This is a genomic window from Bradyrhizobium sp. WSM4874 (assembly GCF_055811835.1).
This window is the reverse complement of record NZ_JBVVPR010000024.1, coordinates 75722-93175: the sequence shown is the minus strand read 5'-3', so window position 1 is coordinate 93175 and position 17454 is coordinate 75722. Positions and strand designations below refer to the sequence as shown.

At 61.9% G+C, this 17454-nt stretch carries 12 protein-coding genes; 3 read left to right on the top strand and 9 right to left on the bottom strand.

What is annotated here, in order from left to right; all coding sequences use genetic code 11:
- Positions 1 to 6: 6 nt before the first annotated feature.
- The 9 genes from AC0L3P_RS23880 to AC0L3P_RS23840 are packed head-to-tail and all read right to left on the bottom strand — an operon-like array spanning position 7 to position 13600.
- Positions 7 to 1812, bottom strand: a complete 1806-nt coding sequence (locus tag AC0L3P_RS23880) for a serine/threonine-protein kinase (RefSeq protein ID WP_275170277.1) — start codon at positions 1810 to 1812, stop codon at positions 7 to 9.
- Positions 1809 to 2585, bottom strand: coding sequence for a PP2C family protein-serine/threonine phosphatase (locus tag AC0L3P_RS23875; protein ID WP_275170276.1), 777 nt, complete (start codon positions 2583 to 2585; stop codon positions 1809 to 1811). Before AC0L3P_RS23875 ends, AC0L3P_RS23880 begins: the two co-directional genes overlap by 4 nt.
- Positions 2586 to 2591: 6 nt before the next feature.
- A complete protein-coding gene (gene tagF, locus AC0L3P_RS23870) occupies positions 2592 to 3293 on the bottom strand; it encodes a type VI secretion system-associated protein TagF (protein WP_342761039.1) in 702 nt (233 codons plus the stop codon).
- On the bottom strand, positions 3290 to 6829 hold the full coding sequence (gene tssM / locus AC0L3P_RS23865; RefSeq protein ID WP_275170274.1) for a type VI secretion system membrane subunit TssM: 3540 nt from the start codon (positions 6827 to 6829) through the stop codon (positions 3290 to 3292). Before tssM ends, tagF begins: the two co-directional genes overlap by 4 nt.
- 41 nt (positions 6830 to 6870) lie before the next feature.
- The gene (tssL, locus tag AC0L3P_RS23860; protein ID WP_275170273.1) at positions 6871 to 8400 is read right to left on the bottom strand and encodes a type VI secretion system protein TssL, long form; all 1530 of its coding nucleotides are present in this window, start codon (positions 8398 to 8400) and stop codon (positions 6871 to 6873) included.
- The gene (gene tssK, locus AC0L3P_RS23855) at positions 8397 to 9734 is read right to left on the bottom strand and encodes a type VI secretion system baseplate subunit TssK (protein WP_275170272.1); all 1338 of its coding nucleotides are present in this window, start codon (positions 9732 to 9734) and stop codon (positions 8397 to 8399) included. Before tssK ends, tssL begins: the two co-directional genes overlap by 4 nt.
- A 48-nt stretch (positions 9735 to 9782) precedes the next feature.
- The gene (gene tagH / locus AC0L3P_RS23850) at positions 9783 to 11150 is read right to left on the bottom strand and encodes a type VI secretion system-associated FHA domain protein TagH (protein WP_275170271.1); all 1368 of its coding nucleotides are present in this window, start codon (positions 11148 to 11150) and stop codon (positions 9783 to 9785) included.
- A gap of 12 nt (positions 11151 to 11162) precedes the next feature.
- Positions 11163 to 11675, bottom strand: coding sequence for a DUF6931 family protein (locus AC0L3P_RS23845; protein WP_275170270.1), 513 nt, complete (start codon positions 11673 to 11675; stop codon positions 11163 to 11165).
- A gap of 56 nt (positions 11676 to 11731) precedes the next feature.
- Positions 11732 to 13600, bottom strand: a complete 1869-nt coding sequence (locus tag AC0L3P_RS23840; RefSeq protein ID WP_342761043.1) for a type VI secretion system Vgr family protein — start codon at positions 13598 to 13600, stop codon at positions 11732 to 11734.
- Positions 13601 to 13930: 330 nt separating this feature from the next.
- Between AC0L3P_RS23840 and AC0L3P_RS23835 the strand changes: the two genes are divergently transcribed.
- From AC0L3P_RS23835 to tssC, 3 genes are all read left to right on the top strand, one after another.
- Entirely contained in the window at positions 13931 to 15247 is a 1317-nt protein-coding gene (locus tag AC0L3P_RS23835) for a type VI secretion system protein TssA (protein ID WP_275170268.1), read from the top strand.
- A 122-nt stretch (positions 15248 to 15369) separates the two neighbouring features.
- Positions 15370 to 15897 carry a type VI secretion system contractile sheath small subunit gene (gene tssB, locus AC0L3P_RS23830; RefSeq protein WP_211397493.1) on the top strand — a complete coding sequence of 176 codons (528 nt, stop codon included), beginning with the start codon at positions 15370 to 15372 and terminating at the stop codon, positions 15895 to 15897.
- A 24-nt stretch (positions 15898 to 15921) separates the two neighbouring features.
- Positions 15922 to 17424: a type VI secretion system contractile sheath large subunit gene (gene tssC / locus AC0L3P_RS23825; protein WP_027568116.1), complete on the top strand. Its 1503-nt coding sequence runs from the start codon at positions 15922 to 15924 to the stop codon at positions 17422 to 17424.
- Positions 17425 to 17454 lie beyond the last annotated feature (30 nt).

Genomic DNA, 17454 nt, shown 5'->3' with positions numbered 1-17454 from the left:
CGCTGATCAGTTCGTGAGCAACACGTAGCGTGCCGCCGCGGTGATCGCCACATGGTTGCGCTGGGAATCGCTCAACGCCTGCAGGAAGAATGTATCAGCGGCTGTCGGTCGCGGCTGGCGCAACGAGTCAAGAACCTTTGGCGTGGCCACAGCCAGCAGCAGTTGCGGACCGTTCGCGCGCGGTGCCGGGAGTGTGAACGAAAGCGAGTCGATCCCCGGCTTCAAAAGGTAGGACAAGCTCTGCACCTCGCCGCGGTCCGAAACCATGAGCAGCTCCACTACGCGGTTCGCGAAGTTCTCGATGGTGCCATTGAGGGTTTCGCCTCCCTTTAGCTCCGTCGCCGACAAGGTGATGCGCGGCACCCGCGTCTGATCGCTCCCGAGCTGGCTCAGGAACTTGACGGCGGGGCACTGTGCCTCGGTCACCTGCCTGACACCAACTGACGCCTCAAATCCCTGGTCCCGCCTGAAAGCTTTGTCGAACGTATCGAACGGAGCCGTCGAAGCACCAAAACCTTCGATCACCGCGGCGGTCTGACTAACCGCAACCGGCAAGATGAAGAAGCAGTCGCCGCCGGAATATTGGGCCACGTATTTGCGGATGCGGTCGGCTCGAGCCGGCCCATCGCTGGGCTGAGTGGGTGTCCCCGTGGGCGGTGGCGACAGCTTCGCCGTCTCCTGACGTTCGGGCTTTGGCGGGGGTTCAGCCTTCGTCGGCGACATCGTTCCCGCAAGCTTCGGAGGCGGCGGCAAAGTGGGCACGCCGGGCGCCGACCGGACCAGCTCGAATAAAGCATACCCGCCCCCGCCGAGCACAAGCAACACCGCTGCCACGCTCACACCGAGCCAGGCGGCGCGCCGCCTTGGAGCGGTCGATGGCGCCATGTCCTGTCGCACCTGCGCGGCACTTTCGGGCCGCGCCAGCGGATCGAAGCCGGACAACGGTGCGGTGGATGTGCGAGCCAAACCGGTCGGCGTCCAGCTGGCGACTTCCGCCATGGTTGGACGCAACGCCGGATCGGGCTGCAGCATCTGCTCCAGCAAAGGCCTGATGCGCATGTCTACCGCACCGAGATCGGGTACGCGCCGGCGCTTCTCAACCAGCTGAAACTGGCTCCCGCCCATGTCGAGCTTCTGTCCCGTCAGCGCATGAAACAGCACGAGGCCAAAGCTGTAGACGTCGGATTTGGCGGTCACCTCATTGCCGTACAGCCCGACCTGTTCCGGCGACGCGTAATTGTCCTTGCCGGCAAAGCCTGAGCCGATAATAGTCTTTTCACCCATCTGGGTCGATCGCGCGATACCGAAATCGATGATCTTGGCGCGCCTCACATCATCGAGCGGGACGATGATGTTGTCCGGAGAGACGTCGCGATGGATGATGCCATGCTCGTGGGCGGCATCCAGCCCGGACGCGACACGCTGCATCAGCTTCACCAGCGCCTCGAAGGTCAACGGGCCTTCGTCGAGCATGTTCGACAGCGAGCGGCCGTTCACGAACTCCATCGCGAGATATGGCCGCTGCAGCACAGGCTCTACCGTGAACAGGAAATAGCGAACGATCGCATCGTGCGGAAGATTGTGGAGTGCCGCCGCCTCGCGCCGGAACAGCGCAAGCGCCGCCTCGTTTTCGACCATGTCGGGCAACAGCATCTTCACGGCAACCGGCGATCCGGTCTGGATCTCACGGCACTTGTAGACCTCGCCCATCCCGCCCGCACCGATCACCGCTTCGATCTCGTAGATGCCGTTGAGCCGGGTGCCGGGCGGCACACCGCGATAGTTCGACCGGAACGGATCGTTGGAGTTCATGCTTGCGGCTCCCGATCCAGGGGCGTTCTCGTCGGCTCCGAGGATCGAGGCGTCAGCAGCCGCACCACTACGATCGTCACGTTGTCGAGCCCTCCTCGGTCCAGAGCCAAAGTAAGCATATCATCGCAAGCCGCCTGCGCGCGCTGCATGGCTGCATACTGCAGGATCTCGTCGTCCTGCACATGCCTGGTCAGGCCGTCGCTGCAGATCACAAAGACATCTTCCGGCTCGGCCGGACCTGTCACGACCTCGAACTCCGGATCGTCGGCGACGCCGACTGCCCGGGTGATCGCATTGCTCGGCCAGTCCTTGACGTCCTCGCGCGACACCGCACCGCCGGCAATCAGTTCCTCCAGCTCGCTGTGATCATGAGACACCTGGTTGATGCCGCTGCGGTTGATCAGGTACACCCGGCTGTCGCCTGCCCATATACAGGCATAATAGCCGTCGCGCACGAGCAGAACCGCCGCCGTGGTGCCGACGGTTGCGCCCTGCCGTTCCCGGCTGAGCGTCAGTATCTCCTGGTTCGCCCGGAACAGCCGCTCCTCGCACTCCGCCAGAAAGTCGGCGGCGGAATCCGTCATGCCTATTGCATCGAGCGACTGCACCACGATGCGGCTCGCGAGATCGCCGGCCTCGTGGCCCCCCATGCCGTCTGCGACCGCCCACATGCCGACATCGGTCCGGACCAGGCAGGAATCTTCGTTACGCGTCCGCACCCGTCCTGCATGGGTGACGCTGCCAACATCGAACAAGGATGCGACTTGTACCATCGCGCGTCACCCGGTCCCGGATTCTGTACGGCCGAGATCGCCGGTCAGCAGTGTGGAATAGTGAAACGGATCCGGCAATCCGCGACAAGCCAGCGCCATTGACGGAAAGCCTTCCCCACCGGCGGTCCACCAGAAACTGGCAGCGGCATGAATCTGCGGATTTGCGGCAGCAAGCGTGGTGAACGACTGGGCGAACGCGCCGACGTCTGAAAGCGCTGCCACCCCCGTTGCGCCCAATGCGGTCACGTCCGATCCATTGGAGAGCGATGGCTGTAGTCGCGGCAGCGAAAGACGATCCAGCGAATCCGAGATCTGCTCGAACGTTGCGGCGCGGTCCAGGGTCGAGAGCAGAAAGGCCTCCGCCTTGGCGAACCATTCATCCTGCGGGTCGATGCCTGGCGGCGGCAACAAGGCGATCTCGTCGCTCACCGCATGCAGCGTCAACGGATAGTATCGTCCCACCCCATCGAGCGAAGGCATGATCGCCCCTGTCACCGTGGTGCCGCAGATCGCCGCGCCGAGCCAGAAGCGCCACACCGGCGCAGTGAGGAAGGCCTGCTGCCAGCCCGAGCCAAGCTGATGGCGACTTGCAGACAGCCCAGCCTGCACCCACGGCTCCCAGGCTTCCAGGAAGCTGCGCGGCGTTGCGATCGCGATGAAATCGCGTTTGGCGCCGATCTTGCCGAATAGTCCGCAACGCATGGTCATATTCCGGTCGGGCAACGAAACTCGCGGAGCACGGACAGGTTGAGGGGATTGCGCAACGATCCGGTCGAAATCTGATAGTTGAGCTCCCGCCCGGCGACGATGAAAGTCGCACTGGCGCTTTCCGCCTTCACAGCCAAAGAGCCCGCCTCCAGCATCCGGAACAACGACCAGGGGCCGATGCGCTCGAGAATGGATGGCGCTCCGGTATCGTTGCTCACCGAAATCGCGGTTCGCGGCGATGGGCCCGGCCAGAGCACGGTGGTCGGTGGGTTGCTTTGCGGTTGCGGTGGCGGAGGTTGCGCGCCGCCGAACATCGGCGAGGCGGTCGGCGCGCCCGGCGTGATCGGGCTCGCTATTGTAGTACCGCCGATCTCCGTCTTCACCGTCACGCCGGGTCCGGATGCGCCCGGCGGCCGGATCGCGAACGATACTGCAGGCACGCTGCCGCCGGTCTGGAAGAAAGCATCACGGATATAGGCCGCGTTCTGGAACTGCTTCAGCGTGTCGGAGGAGAACGATCGTCCGACGGGACTTTCCTTTCGCCAAGCCCAGTCCGATTTCGAGGTGTCGGCGTAAGGCGCGAGGTACTGGGTAAAAAACTTGTCCATGACGCCGTTCGGACTGAACACCTTGGCAAAGTCGGCGAGCGGGACCTCTTGATTGCTACCGCGGACGAACGGGTAGCGATTGCTCACCGTCTGCTGGCAGACCGGCGTGACCTGATCGCGCAAGGTCTGCAGAATCTGTCCGGCCGTCGAGGCCGCGATGTTGCCTTCAAACTCGGCAGCCGCCGCGCGCAACATGTCGGAGAACGGCGGCGGCATGCGGGAGGCATTATTGCGCAGGGCTGCGACCTGGGTCTGAAGCGAAGCGGTCGCCTGCGCGGTCAATTGTGGATTCTCGATCATCAGCGTCAGGTTCTGCGCAATATCGTTCAGGTTGGCGATGGTCGAGTCGATCGGACGGTGCGTGCTGTCGCCTTCCAGCACCGCATGATAGGGCTTGAACTGCGCTTCGATTGTCGCCCCGGGCGGTCCATCCTGGGCGTTGGTGAAAAGAGCCGGTGCCGGCGCGGCCGCGGCAGGCGCCGCTGCGTTCGCCGGCTTCGGCCGTTCCTTGGTCAGCACCGTCTCGTCGCGCACCGATTCCAGGATTTGCCGCATCGGTGAGGTTGGCGCGGAAAGAGCCCTCAGCACCTCGTATTTCGGCTTGTCGGCGAGCAGTTTTTTCAGACGCAAGCTGCCCAGTGCGGTTCGCCACGTCGTGACAAATTCGTTGGAATAAATATTCAAGAGGTCGCCGGCGAGTTTGTCGTACTGCTGGTCGATGGCCGATTGCTGGCCGGCATCGCCCAGCACCCAGCGCTCCTTCTTCATACGCTCCGACAATCCCGGCAGTTTCGCGACGAAGTTTTGCTCGAAGCCGCTATACGTAAAGAACTGGGGCACCCGCACAGCGTCCAGACGCTGCCCCGTCGTCGTTTCGAACACGATGGCCATATCAGGACCACCGCGCCGGGCGGCGATCCAGTCGCCTGCGGTTGATGACCGCGCCTCGGATTTCAGGAACTCGTACGCGCGCTGCGACACGCTGAGGCGCGCGAGCGAGTTCTGCGCCTGCTTGATCAGCCGGCCGTCGAGCTGGACAAGCGGCGGCTGCTCCGTCTCGAGGTCGAACATCGCGGTGAGATTCTCATCGAGCAAGCGCCGTCCCTCCGCGTTGGTTGCACCGGGATAGAGGTTGTCCTGCCAGTCGCGCTGCATCCAGGAGCGGATCAGCTCGCGGTCCGGCGACTGCAGGCCGCCGAGCATCAGGTAGACCTTGAGCGCCTCGTAAACGAACGCGGGCTCGTTGATGCGTGCATTGAGCTGCTCCTCCAGGCGATACAGCAGGCGCGGCCGGAACATGCGTTCGAGCGCGGCGTGATAGGCGGCCTTGGAGGGCGACAGCAGGCGTCGATGCTGGCTGAGGCCGTAGCGGGCCGACAGGGGCACCGCCTCGTTGCGCAATCCGTAGCCTGCGGGCGCGTTGCGCAGCCGATAGAGCAGCGGCAACACCTTGTCGAGATCGTGGTCGTCGATCAGCGTCTGCTTGATGAGCGGCGCCCCGGCGGCTGCATATTCGCTGTCCGCCTGCAGGCTCTGCTCGATCAGGTCGGAATTGCGCTTGTAGCTCGTCAACCACGCCGCGATCAGCCCGATCGAGACAAGGCCGATCAAGGACAGCGCCGCGGTCTTGATGATCAGCGCGCGGCGGACCGCAGCACGATCAGTCGAGACCCAGTCAGCCTCACCGATGATGACTTTGGAAATGAGATCGGCAAGGAAGTAGCTCTTGCCCGTTCCTGAATAGGATCCGGAACCGACCTCCTCGGCGCCGAACGTGCGCGCAAGCGACCCGATCAACTGGTCGATCGGCGTCCCCTGCTGGGTACCCGAGGTGAAGTAGAACCCGCGCAGGTTCGCATTAACGTGATAGCGCGTCGGCTCGAATATCTGGTTGAGGAAGTCGTGGATCTGGGGCTTGAGGCGCGCCATCTGCGCGGGGAAACCAAACAATTGGACGCGGTGTTGCGGCGTCGGTTCGTCCTGCAGACGATCAAGCGTCTCCTCGCTCAGGCGCTCCAGCAGACGGTCAAACTCGACCGGAATCTGTCCCACCAGATTCTGGGTCTTGTCGGCGGTCTGGAACGTGGCGCCCCAGACCTGACGGCGACCGGCCTCGCCGAGATAGGCGAAATATTCGGTGAAGCCGGCGACCAGATCGGTTTTGGTGAAGAGGGCATAGACCGGGAAGCTGACCTTGAGCCTCTGATGCAGTTCGAGCAGGCGCATCCTGACGGCGTCGGCGTGAAGCGCGAGTTCCTGCTTCGGCAGCATCAGCACATCCTCGACACTGATGGCGACGAGAACGCCGTTGATCGGCTGGCGCGACCTGCTTTTTTTCAGGATGTCGAGAAAAGCCAGCCAGCTTTCCTTGTCAGCCTTGCTGTTGGAGTCCTGGGTCGTGTAGCGGCCGGCGGTGTCGATCAGCACGGCCTCTTCGGTAAACCACCAATCGCAGTAGCGTGTACCGCCGACCCCCGCGATCGCCGCCGGCGTTGCCCCGCGTGCAAGCGGAAATTTGAGCCCGGAATTCACCAGCGCTGTGGTCTTGCCGGCGCCGGGTGGCCCGATGATGACGTACCAGGGCAGATCGTAGAGGTAGCCCGACTTGTTTCCGCTTGCGGTCTTCAGCGTCACGAGCGCATCCTTCATGCGCTCTTTGAGCACCGGTTCGTCGCTGACAGGCTGATCGGACGCGCTGATCCCGTCGGCGATCTTCTCGGCGTTCTTGCGTCGCTTGAAGTAGCTGAAGCCGCCGATGCCAGCCGCCGCCGTGGTGAGCAGCAGAATTGCGATCTGGCGGATAATGTGGTTCTCGAGTGGGTGCCAGTCGCCAAATGCGATGAAGGGACCGGCGAAATAGATCACGCAGCCGAGCGAGCTGAGCCCAACTCCGTAAAGAATGATGCGGATAATATCCTTGGCGAGCATTGACCGGTACCTGTCGCAAACAGCGTGAGCTGTGGTGGCAGCTATTCGCTGCGTTCAATAAAGATTTCGACACGCCGGTTCTTGGCGCGTCCTTCAGGTGTCGTGTTGGGAGCGATCGGCGCGTCCGCGCCCTTGCCCTCGACGTCGACACGCGAACCATCCGTCAGGCCGGGCTTCAGCGCCGCGGCGACCGCCTTGGAGCGCTCGACCGACAATTCGAAGTTCGACGGGAAGCGCACGGTGCGGATCGGCGAACTGTCGGTATGGCCGACAACCCGGATTCGCCCCGGCTCCTTGTCGAGGGTTGCAGCGACCCGGACCGCAATCGGCTTGAAGCCGTCGAGGATGGTGGCCTGGCCCGACGAGAACAGTGCGAGGTCACAGACCCTGATCACGATGAAGCTCGCGGTCTGGTCCGCGGTCATGGCGCAGGCGGTATTCTCCTTGGCGAGCGCGTTGCGGATGCGCTGCAACTGGGTGATGCGGTCCGGCTGTGGTGGCGGAGGCGGTGGTGATGGCGGCGGCGGCGCGATCACCTTGCGTTTGAGCTCGATCGGATCAGTTGGATGCAGGGCCAGCGCCACCTCGGCGGCATTCTCTGACCGGCCGGCCAGCAGTGTGCGCAAGACGAAATAAGAGCCCGTCAGCAGCGCGGCGGCCACGGCCGCTACCAGCCAAACCGGAACACGGAGGCGCTGCCGGCGAGCCGCCAGCGCCTGCCCCCGCCAGTTCGGCGACAGGTCGCTCATCGTCTTGGGACGGACCCGGCGCAGCGTTTCATACAGGTTGCGCTGGATCACCTGTAGGTTGGCGAGCCCACCCGTCGATGTGCGGTGAATGCCCTGGAAGCCGAGCGCGAGGCAGGCATGCTGCAATTCGAGCACCGGATAATTGACCAGCGGATCAACCTTCAAATGGTCAAGGATCTCGAAGAAGCGGACACCGCCCACCCGCTCGCCGAAGAACCGGCTCAACATCGAGTATTGCGTCCAGACGTGGCGCTCCTCGGTCGGGATATGCTGCACGATATCGTCGGCGGTGGCGCACAGGATATATTTTGCCGTATTGGCCTGGTGCTCGGAGATGCCCGCCGAACGGATGTCCTTCTCGAAGAATTTTATGGCATCGGCCACTTGTTCCATCAGACTTGCGAATGAAGCGCGCATAAGCGCCACCCGCAAGCGGCCCAGCAGTTGCAGCAAGGGCCCTGCGGCGCGCATCACCGGATTGGCGTTCGGCGCGACCAGATCGTCGACGCGCAGAGGCGGTCCGGGCGGCAGCATCGCTTGCTGCGCGGAGGGTTGCGTCGGGGTCGATATCCATTCCTCCGACGGGTGGCTGGTTGGTGCGGCGGCGTAGCTCGGGCCTTGCGGAACCGGGGAAAACGATGACGACGGTGCGGCGCCGGGAGACGGCACGGGCGACGGCGAATAGGCAGGGCGTGCCGCAGGCCCTTCTCCCGCCGGCGGCTGGGCGGCAGGCGCCGGCGGCAATTTCCCGCCGGGATTGGGACGGATGATCGTCCGCTCCCCCCGACCGAATGGATTGACCGGCTTGTCCCTGTCGCTCATGGCCTATCTTCCAGGATCGCCCAAAGGTACAGTTCAAGCTCCGGCCAGTCGCCGGAGAAGTGCATCCCGATCGAGGCCGCCGTGCTGAACTCGGGCCACAGCGGCGACTTGCGATCGAGATAGAAATAGACGTGATCGGTGATGGCCCGGATGTGCGGCGGCGGGGTCGGCAAGTGCACCAACGTCAACCCCGGCAAGTTGGCGTGCACGATCTCGTTCATCTTGGTGTTCGGGCCGACCTTGAACAGATGCGGGAAATCGTTCTGGATTTCCACGAGCGGCCGCCGTGCCGCAACTTCGAGCACCAAGGTCGCATTCCGGAATAGCGCCCGATCGCGGATCGGCGACACGAATGCATTCTGTGCACGCTCGATGATCTCAAGGCGGATCGCCCGCCGGCCAAGCCGCGCGCTCAGGAAGTCCTGGATGTCGCTTACCAAGGGGGTGAAAATGTTTTCGAGGTCATCATGATCGTATGCCCGATAGTTGCGTGCGCGGCGTTCCGGCGTGGCAAACGTCGCAAGCTCACCGGCGAACCTCAGCAACTCCTCGTACAGCCGTTCGGGATGAATACTTCCGGAGCGCTGAAAATGGGTCAGCACGGGAATGGTGCGGTTGAGGACCTGCAGCACCAGATAGTCCACGCTCTGCAATCCGCCTCCGGACGATGGATCGACCGCGTAGCGTGCGAGCTCATCGAGCTTGGTCTCGACCCAGCCGATGATGCGATTGAGCCAGCCCTCGATGATCGGATGTGCGGCGCAGACCAGCATCGGCGGCACGAACTTGTCATCGAACAGCACGTTCTTGTCACGCACCTCCAGAATGCGCGCGATGCCGAGGCCCATGTATCCTGGCTTGCTGGTCTTGCGCAATTCGAATGACAACCGCGGATAGGCGATGTCGATCTCTTCCTCGATGCGCAGCGTGGAGGTCGAGTCGATGAAAGTCTCCGAAGTGCGAACATAGCGGCTGGCGCTGTCGGTCCGATCTTCGTCCACTTCGCGCGTGTTCGGTGCGGCGACGGGCATCATCAGCCAAACGATCTGGCCGGCAGCCGAATCCGGCACCTCTATCGCGTCCGGGATCGGGCTGTCCGCTGGGATGTCGAATGGCGTGCCATCTGGCATGACGCCGGAGGCGTTGCGCACCGCAAATTTACTCTGTTCAGTGAGGTCCGTGTTGATCTCGAGCTGGGCAAATCCCCAAGGGTATGGCGTCGTGTAACGAACGCGCTTTTCCAGCAAGTGCTCGACATAGCGATCATTCTGCTGCAAATGGTGCGGCCGCAGAAACAGACCTTCCGACCAGAAAACCTTGCTGTACCAAGACATTCCTACATCCACATTAGCAATGTCGGCGACCGGACGGCCGCCGCTAGTTCACTTTGCACCGCTTTTGTCGGAGCGGTCGTAATAGTCGGAGAAATACAGCATAAAGGTATCGATCGGCGCGCTGTTGTCGCGGCCGAGATGCGCCTTCCAGCGCGTCATGAACTCATCCCACAATTTGCTCTTGTTCGAACCGAGCCAGGATTTGGCCCCGCGCTGAAGCTCGAGCTCGCGCGCAATGAGGGTCGGATCGATGCCGGTGATGAGCTCGTGAACGGCGTGCTGCATCGCCATGTACGTCTTCAACTGATGTGATTTGAGGTCGCTGAAACCCTGCGCAAAGGCGCGTTGCGCGTCGAGATAGCTCCTCGTCTTGGGCCCGAACAAAATCCGCATTGCATCTTCCGAGGTGGGCGAGAATTTCAGCGGGTTGTTCTCAATCGCCTGAACGGTGGTCTGGCTGGTGCTGCGCGTCAGCTGCTTGGCCTGAGTTCGCGCTTGCAGCAGCGCCATCAGATTGTCCACGGTCATGCGCAAGATGCTACCAAGCTGTCCGGCGAGCTCGGCATCGGTCGTGTTCGCAAAGAAATTGTCGGGCAATCCGGCGGCGCGTGCCACCAGCCGCGCGAAGTCGGCACCGCCGGCCGTCATGGCGGGCGCCGGCGTTTCGTCCATCGCCTGCGCCGGTCGCGACGGCTCGACATATGGCGGTGGCGGCGGCTGGACGGGCGCCGCTTCAGCATCGGCCCACACCGAGGGCCGGCGCGGGGTCGGCATCGCGGGCGGCGGTTCGATGGGGGCTTTCGGTGCGGCGACCGGGCCGTCGGCCCAGCTCATGTCGTCCTGCGCGGAAGACAGGTACGGCGACGTCGGCGGTGGTCGTCGAAAGGGATCCACGCCCGGCGACGGGACGCTCGCCGCCCAATCCAGAAACTCCGGATTGACGGGTCGCGCCGCCTCGCGCGGCTTCTTCAATTGCTGCGGATCGATGGGCGGCGGTACGTCGCGATCGGCCGCCCACAATTCCTGATAATCGGCATGTTGCTGGACGAGAGGAACGTGCTGCTGTGCCTCGCGGTCCTGCGGATGCCCGCCCGCCTCATCCTCCAGTGAAACCCCGATGATGTAGTGGCCAATGGTGAGCCGGTCTCCGTCACGCAGCCGGTGCGGTGCCCGCATTCGCTGGTCGGCGCCATTGAGAAAGGTGCCGTTCGTCGAGACGTCATGCAGCCAATAGCCGCCATCGCGAAAATGCACCTCGCAATGCTTTCCGGAGATCGTCCGAGCCGGATCAGGCAACGTCCAGTCAAGATGACGGTCACGGCCAATATCGACCGAGCGCCTGCCGGTGACCGTAAATGATACAGGGCCACCGTCCGGAAGGTTCGATTCGTTCTCGATATTGAAGCGAAGCACCATCTCTTCGTCTCGTTAGCGCGGCGGGCGCGGTTCGCCGCGTGCCAACTGAATACCATCCTCTAGGCATGCCGTCATTATCCGGTCCCGGGACTCGCGGGGGAGCCGGCAAAGGGCGATCAGCAGGGCCGCGCGTACCGCGCGTGCAGCTTGATCGGGCTTGGCCTCGACCGGCGCAAATTCCGCCGGGACCACGCTTCCGCCAGACCATCCGGCCGCCAGCGCAAGCCATGTCGCCGGCTGTTCCGGATCGTTGGCGTTGCCGACGGCCAACGCCTTGTTCCGGGACTGCTCGTCGGGCTGCCTGACCCAGGCCTCGACGTAGTTCAGCGACCTGGCGTCGTTGGCATCGAAATGGTCGAACATCCGCCGTAACGAGCGGCATCCCCAGGCAACGGCGACGCGCCGGGGCAGCAGATAAGCGCAGAAGGAGACGGCCCCGTTCCAATTGCACGCATCGGTGGCGTCCTGCAGGAAATCGAGTGAAGGCATGTCGGGCTCGGCCCTGCCGACGTCATGGCGCGCCATTGGGTAGGCCTGAAAGAGATCCCGCACCGCACCGAACCTAACTTGGCTCATAGCACTCAACCGACAAGGGTTGGCAGGCCGTGGGCACCCAGCGGGCCCCCGGCTGTTAGCGCCATGGCTCCCTGCGCCGTCATCGCGATGGTCGGCGCGTTGATGACGATGCCCCCAGGCGTCAGGATAATCTGGCTGGGGCCGACCTGCAGCGTGATGTTGACGTTGGCCATGAGCGTGATGGTTAGGCCTGCGGTGACCGACTGATCCATCGCCATACTGATATGCTGACCGCCCAACTCGATATCGAGCTTGTCGTTGCCATTGACGAGGGTCGTCTTGCGGGTGTCGCCGCCGAGCGCGGCTTCGCCGATGGTCCGCGTCTCGGTGTCGCGGACCGTCACGTCATGGTCTTTCTCGGCATGCACCGTGATCTTCTCGGAGCCCTTCTTGTCCTCGAAATTCCACTCATTGTAGCCGCCGCCGCCCTTGGTCGAATCGGACTTCAATCCCGCGATCGTCTTCTTAGACGGCAGGTCATAGGGCAGCTTGTACTCGTCGTTATAGACGGTGCCGATGATCAGGGGCCGGTCCGGATCGCCTTCCAGAAATTCGACGACCACTTCCTGTCCGACGCGCGGAATGATCTGACCGCCCCATTTCTTGCCGGACCAGACCTGAGCAACGCGCAACCGGCAAGACCGCTTTTTCTTCCGGTCCCAGAAAAACCGTACATAGATTTCGCCGAGGTTTTCGACGTCGATCTCCTCGCTCGAATTGTCGTCCTTGGTTACCACCTTGGCGGTCTGGACACCATTAATCCTTGGCTTCGGCGTCAACATCGGCGCCCGGAACGGACGGTCGCTCGGCAAGAACTCGTAGCTCCCGAAATAGACGTGCTGACCGGCGTCGCTGGGACCACCCGTGCGGTAAGATTCGATCGAGAACGAATGGGTGGCTCGTACCACCAGATATTCGACGTTCTGCGAGTCCTTGTGATGCTTCTCGAGTTTAGTCAATCCACCGGGGAACAGGTTGACTGCATCACCGTTGCCGCGGCGCCGCCGGTCCATGGCTTGCTCGGACTGAAGCTGGATCTTCGCGTAGCGCTCGCCGTCGGATTTTTCCTTGAACTTCCCCGGATAGTCGTAAAATTCCATTTCTGATCGGGAGTAATGCTCGTTGCCCTTGGCGTCGCTGATCATCTGCGCGTTGGGCTTCTGGTAATTGTAATCGTTGAGCTCGACCTTGCCGGTCCGAAACCTGCGCTCCGAGACCCATTCGTAGATGTGTTGCTCGCCTCGCCGGTCGGCACCCGTCAGCGGTATGTATGGGATCGAGGCGAGTCCATTGATCGGACTGTGCGACGATTTTGAGTCCGCCAGTACCAGCGTGTGCTTGCCGCCCTCGTGCTTGAAGAAGTAGTAGATGCCGTGCTGCTCCATCAATCGGCAAACGAAATTCAGATCGGTTTCGCGGTACTGAACGCAATATTCGAGCTTCGGACAGGAACCTTCCTCGGTCAGCTTCGATTCGTAGTCGGTGAAGCCGCGATCGTTGAAGACCTCCTTGATGATGTCGGGCGCCTTCTTGTCCTGGAATATCCGGCAATCGGTGGTTCGCGATAGCAGCCATAACCAGGGCCGAAGCACGATTCTGTAGCTGAAATAGTCGTTCTTCACCCCAAGCCATTGCGCTTCGGTGAGAATGCCGCTGAACTCGCGCTCCTTCTCATGAAGCTTTATCTTCAGCGTGCACTGCTGACCGATTGCGCGGTCGAAGTCGAGATCGGCGTCCTCACTGAGACATTCGATACGATACTCGAAGAGTTCGCTGAGACCTTCCGAAGCCTCGTATCCGACGAAAACCAGAACGTCCTTGCCGAGTGGCGTCTTGAGCTCGCAGAGGCGGGTATCTTGGGTAAGCTGGCCCATGTGGGCGTTAAACTCCCTCGTCGGCCGCATGATCGGCTCCAAAGAGCAGATCAGACGGTCATGCAAGAACCACGGACATCTGGCCGCTGCTGGCAGGCCGGTAAGTCCGTCCGGGGTTGGCATCCTGACGCGCCACAGCAGCCGTACAGAACCACCCAGGCCTTCAAGTAGTCGCCTCCAAGAGCTTGCTGGTTCACGCGAAACTGTCATGATCACCGGGAATGAACCGGGACCGCCAGGCATCTGACCCATAAGACAATCGGATCATAGTCCCTCCCGCGCTCCTGGGTACGTCACGGGGTTCGGCGGGGGCCCAGCAGATGGACGATCATGCTCGACGTCGCCTCCTTGACCCAGCCCGTAGCCGCGGACGATCCCTGCGGGCCCGATCTCGAGGCAAGTGGGGACGTTCAGTACCTCAACTTCTTCGCAGGTGCGGAATCGCTGCTTCCGATGTCGTACTTCGAGGTGGTCAACGCCAATGGAGATCGCGGGCGCTTCGATCCGAAGGCCATCGACGTCGCGGGCCAGTTTGCGGCCGCACGACCTCTTCTGGCGCGCACCCGCGATCTGCGTTTGAACATGCTGCTGGCCAAGTTCTCCATCCTCAACCGGGATCTTGACGGCTTTCTCAATTGCCTGAAGGCGACGACCACGTTGCTTAGGGAGCAGTGGGAAGCTGTACATCCGAGGGCCGAAGACGGCGACTACGCTCTTCGCGCAGTCACGATCGAAGCGATCGACGTGTTTCCGACCGTGATCAATCCCCTCCAATTCCTGCCGCTGATCGAAAATCGCAGACAGGGGACCCTCAACTACCGTGCCTATCAGGTTGCCAAGGGAGAAATTCCCGCTGGTGGCGCCGACACTGACGGTCCCGATCTTGCAATGATCGAGCGGATCATTGACGACACAGATCTCGAGACCCTGAGGGCGGTGAGTGCACGTTGTTCGGCAGTCGCTGCCGAAATTGCAGGCATCAAGACGATCTGGCACGAAAAGTTGAACTCGGGGCAACCCATCAGCCTCGACAGGGTCTCCGGCGTCGTCAATGGCATGGCCGCCTGGCTTGCGGGTCTCGTCGCGGAGCGTGACCCGAGCGCCGTTGTGGCTGCGCCGTCAGACGACGCTGAACTATCCGACACGCAACACCCGATTGAGGCAACCGGTGCGCTGACGTCGTCGGGGCAGGCCACCGCGGCACTTGCCGCCGCCGCGGACTATTTCGCCCGAATGGAACCGTCGAATCCCGCCCTGCTGCTGGTGCGTCAGGCGCAGGAGATGGTTGGTAAATCTTTTATCGAAGTGATGCGAATGCTGGTGCCCGCCCACGTAGAGAGCGCCGCGATCAATATCGGGCGAGACAAGTTCTTCGACCTGCCCATCGAACGGATGGCGGAGCTTGCCACCCCATCCTCGTCCGGGATCGAGAGCGAAGTTCAAGATACTGTTTTCTCTGCAGAAAATAGAGCACAGGCCTTGGGCATGCTGGCCAAAGTGGCCGCATTTTTCCGGACCGCAGAACCGTCGAGCCCTATTCCCTTTTTGGTCGACCGCGCGCGCGAACTGGCACAGCGAGACTTTCTCAGCCTTTTGAATGACGTCCTGCCCGAGGGCGCGCTCAAGACAATCGACAAATCGTATTGAACCCGCATTTCGCTCGACGTCACTAACAGGACATACAGATTTTGCCGACCGCAAGTTGAGCTGCTCTTGTAACCTGCGTCGCGGCAAACCGGCTTCTCAATGATTTCGCAAAGAGGGGAACCATGGCTACCGACAGCGGTCAAAAATTCATCCGTCGTAACCGCGCACCGCGCGTTCACATCACTTACGAAGATCCCTACGACGCTGAGCGGCTGATCGAGTTGCCGTTCGTGATGGGCGTCCTTTCCGACCTTTCCGGCAACAACGCTGGCGTGGAGAAACCCAAGGTCGAGGAGCGCAAGTTCCTCGAATTCGACATGGACAATTTCGACAACCGCATGGCGGCCATCCAGCCCGGGGTGACAGCCCGCGTGGCCAACCGCCTAAGCGAAGCGGCCGACGAGAAGATTTCCGTCAGCCTGCGCTTCAACAAGATGGCCGACTTCTCACCCGTAGCGGTCGCCCGACAGGTTCCAGCCACGGCCAAGCTGCTGGAGGCCCGCGAACAGCTCGCCAACCTGCTCCGCTACATGGACGGCAAGGTGGCTGCCGAGGATCAGCTGAAGAAGCTCCTTAGCGATCCGCAGCTGATGGCCGCGCTGAAAGAACGGACAGCGAGCCAACCGACCGAACCCGACGCCGAGAAATAGAAATAAAGAGAAGGACTGGGGACCATGGCAAAAGAAGCTGGTCAAAAGGCGAACGTCACTCAGGTCGGGACCGCCGAGGCCGACGAGTTTGCGAACCTACTCAAGCAGAGCTTCAAGCCCCGCACGGAACGCGCTGCGACCGAAGTCGAGAATGCGGTATCCACGCTCGTTCAGGAGGCGTTGAAGGACACGAGCGTCATCAAGTCGGATGTCCTCGACACCATCGAGGAGATGATCGCGCGGATCGACCAGAAGCTCACCGCGCAGATGAACGAGATTCTTCATGCGCCCGAGTTCCAAGCGATCGAAAGCGCCTGGCGCGGCCTGCATTACCTCGTCTTCAATTCCGAGACGGACGCCAATCTCAAGATTCGCGTGATGAATGTCTCCAAGACCGAGCTCTATCGCAACCTGCGGCTATATCCAGACGCCCGCTGGGACCAGAGCCCGCTGTTCAAGCAGGTCTACGAGTACGAATTCGGCCAGTTAGGCGGCGAGCCGTTCGGCTGCTTGATCGGCGACTACTATTTCAGTCATCTGCCGACCGACGTGCAGTTGATGCGTGATCTCAGCAAGGTCGCCGGCGCCGCGCACGCTCCCTTCTTCGCCGGAGCCGAGCCCACGCTGATGGGCATGGATTCATGGACCGAGTTGTCCAATCCCCGCGACATCGGCAAGGTGTTCGACACGCCGGAATACGCGGCCTGGAAAGGTCTCCGCGATCAGGATGACTCGCGCTATCTCGGCCTTTGCATGCCGCGAGTGCTGGGTCGCCTTCCCTACGGCGCCAAGTCGGAGCCGGTGGAAGAATTCGCCTTCGAGGAAGAAACCGACGGGCATACCGGCGACAAGTACGGTTGGATCAACGCCTCCTACGCGATGGCTGTCAACATCAATCGCGCCTTCAAGGAGTTCGGCTGGTGCACCCGCATCCGCGGTGTTCAGTCCGGCGGCGAGGTCATCAACCTGCCCACGCACACTTTCCCGACCGACGACGGCGGCGTGGACCTGAAATGTCCAACCGAGATCGCGATCAGCGATCGTCGCGAGCATGAACTCGCCAAGGCGGGTTTGATCCCGCTGATCCATCGCAAGAACACCGACAAGGCGGCTTTCATCGGTGCGCAGTCGCTCTACAAGCCGAAGAAGTATTTCGGCGAGAAAGGCGTGGATGCAACCGCGTCTGACAACCTGTCGTCACGTCTGCCCTACATGTTCGCAGTGTCCCGCTTTGCGCACTATCTGAAGTGCATGGTTCGCGACAAGATCGGATCCATGAAGGAAAAGGATGAGCTGACGGTCTGGCTGCAAACCTGGATCAACGAGTACGTTGATGCCAACCCAGCCCTATCGTCAGAAGCTCAGAAAGCGCGCAAGCCGCTGGCCGCAGCGAAGGTCGAGGTCATAGCAAACGAGGAGAACCCGGGATATTACAACGCACGCTTCTTTCTCCGTCCACACTTCCAACTCGAAGCGATGGACGTCGGCCTCAGTCTTGTGTCGCGCCTACCAGGCCCGAGCTCCTGACGCCACATCATCGCAACTGTCAATTGCAGA

What these genes read in the sequence shown, in the direction of transcription:
- tssL (WP_275170273.1), bottom strand. Translation starts at nt 8,400, where the DNA reads ATGAGCGACAGGGACAAGCCGGTCAATCCATTCGGTCGGGGGGAGCGG.
- AC0L3P_RS23880 (WP_275170277.1), bottom strand. Translation starts at nt 1,812, where the DNA reads ATGAACTCCAACGATCCGTTCCGGTCGAACTATCGCGGTGTGCCGCCC.
- tssC (WP_027568116.1), top strand. Translation starts at nt 15,922, where the DNA reads ATGGCAAAAGAAGCTGGTCAAAAGGCGAACGTCACTCAGGTCGGGACC.
- AC0L3P_RS23845 (WP_275170270.1), bottom strand. Translation starts at nt 11,675, where the DNA reads ATGGCGCGCCATGACGTCGGCAGGGCCGAGCCCGACATGCCTTCACTC.
- tagF (WP_342761039.1), bottom strand. Translation starts at nt 3,293, where the DNA reads ATGACCATGCGTTGCGGACTATTCGGCAAGATCGGCGCCAAACGCGAT.
- tssM (WP_275170274.1), bottom strand. Translation starts at nt 6,829, where the DNA reads ATGCTCGCCAAGGATATTATCCGCATCATTCTTTACGGAGTTGGGCTC.
- AC0L3P_RS23840 (WP_342761043.1), bottom strand. Translation starts at nt 13,600, where the DNA reads ATGGGCCAGCTTACCCAAGATACCCGCCTCTGCGAGCTCAAGACGCCA.
- tagH (WP_275170271.1), bottom strand. Translation starts at nt 11,150, where the DNA reads ATGGTGCTTCGCTTCAATATCGAGAACGAATCGAACCTTCCGGACGGT.
- AC0L3P_RS23875 (WP_275170276.1), bottom strand. Translation starts at nt 2,585, where the DNA reads ATGGTACAAGTCGCATCCTTGTTCGATGTTGGCAGCGTCACCCATGCA.
- tssK (WP_275170272.1), bottom strand. Translation starts at nt 9,734, where the DNA reads ATGTCTTGGTACAGCAAGGTTTTCTGGTCGGAAGGTCTGTTTCTGCGG.
- AC0L3P_RS23835 (WP_275170268.1), top strand. Translation starts at nt 13,931, where the DNA reads ATGCTCGACGTCGCCTCCTTGACCCAGCCCGTAGCCGCGGACGATCCC.
- tssB (WP_211397493.1), top strand. Translation starts at nt 15,370, where the DNA reads ATGGCTACCGACAGCGGTCAAAAATTCATCCGTCGTAACCGCGCACCG.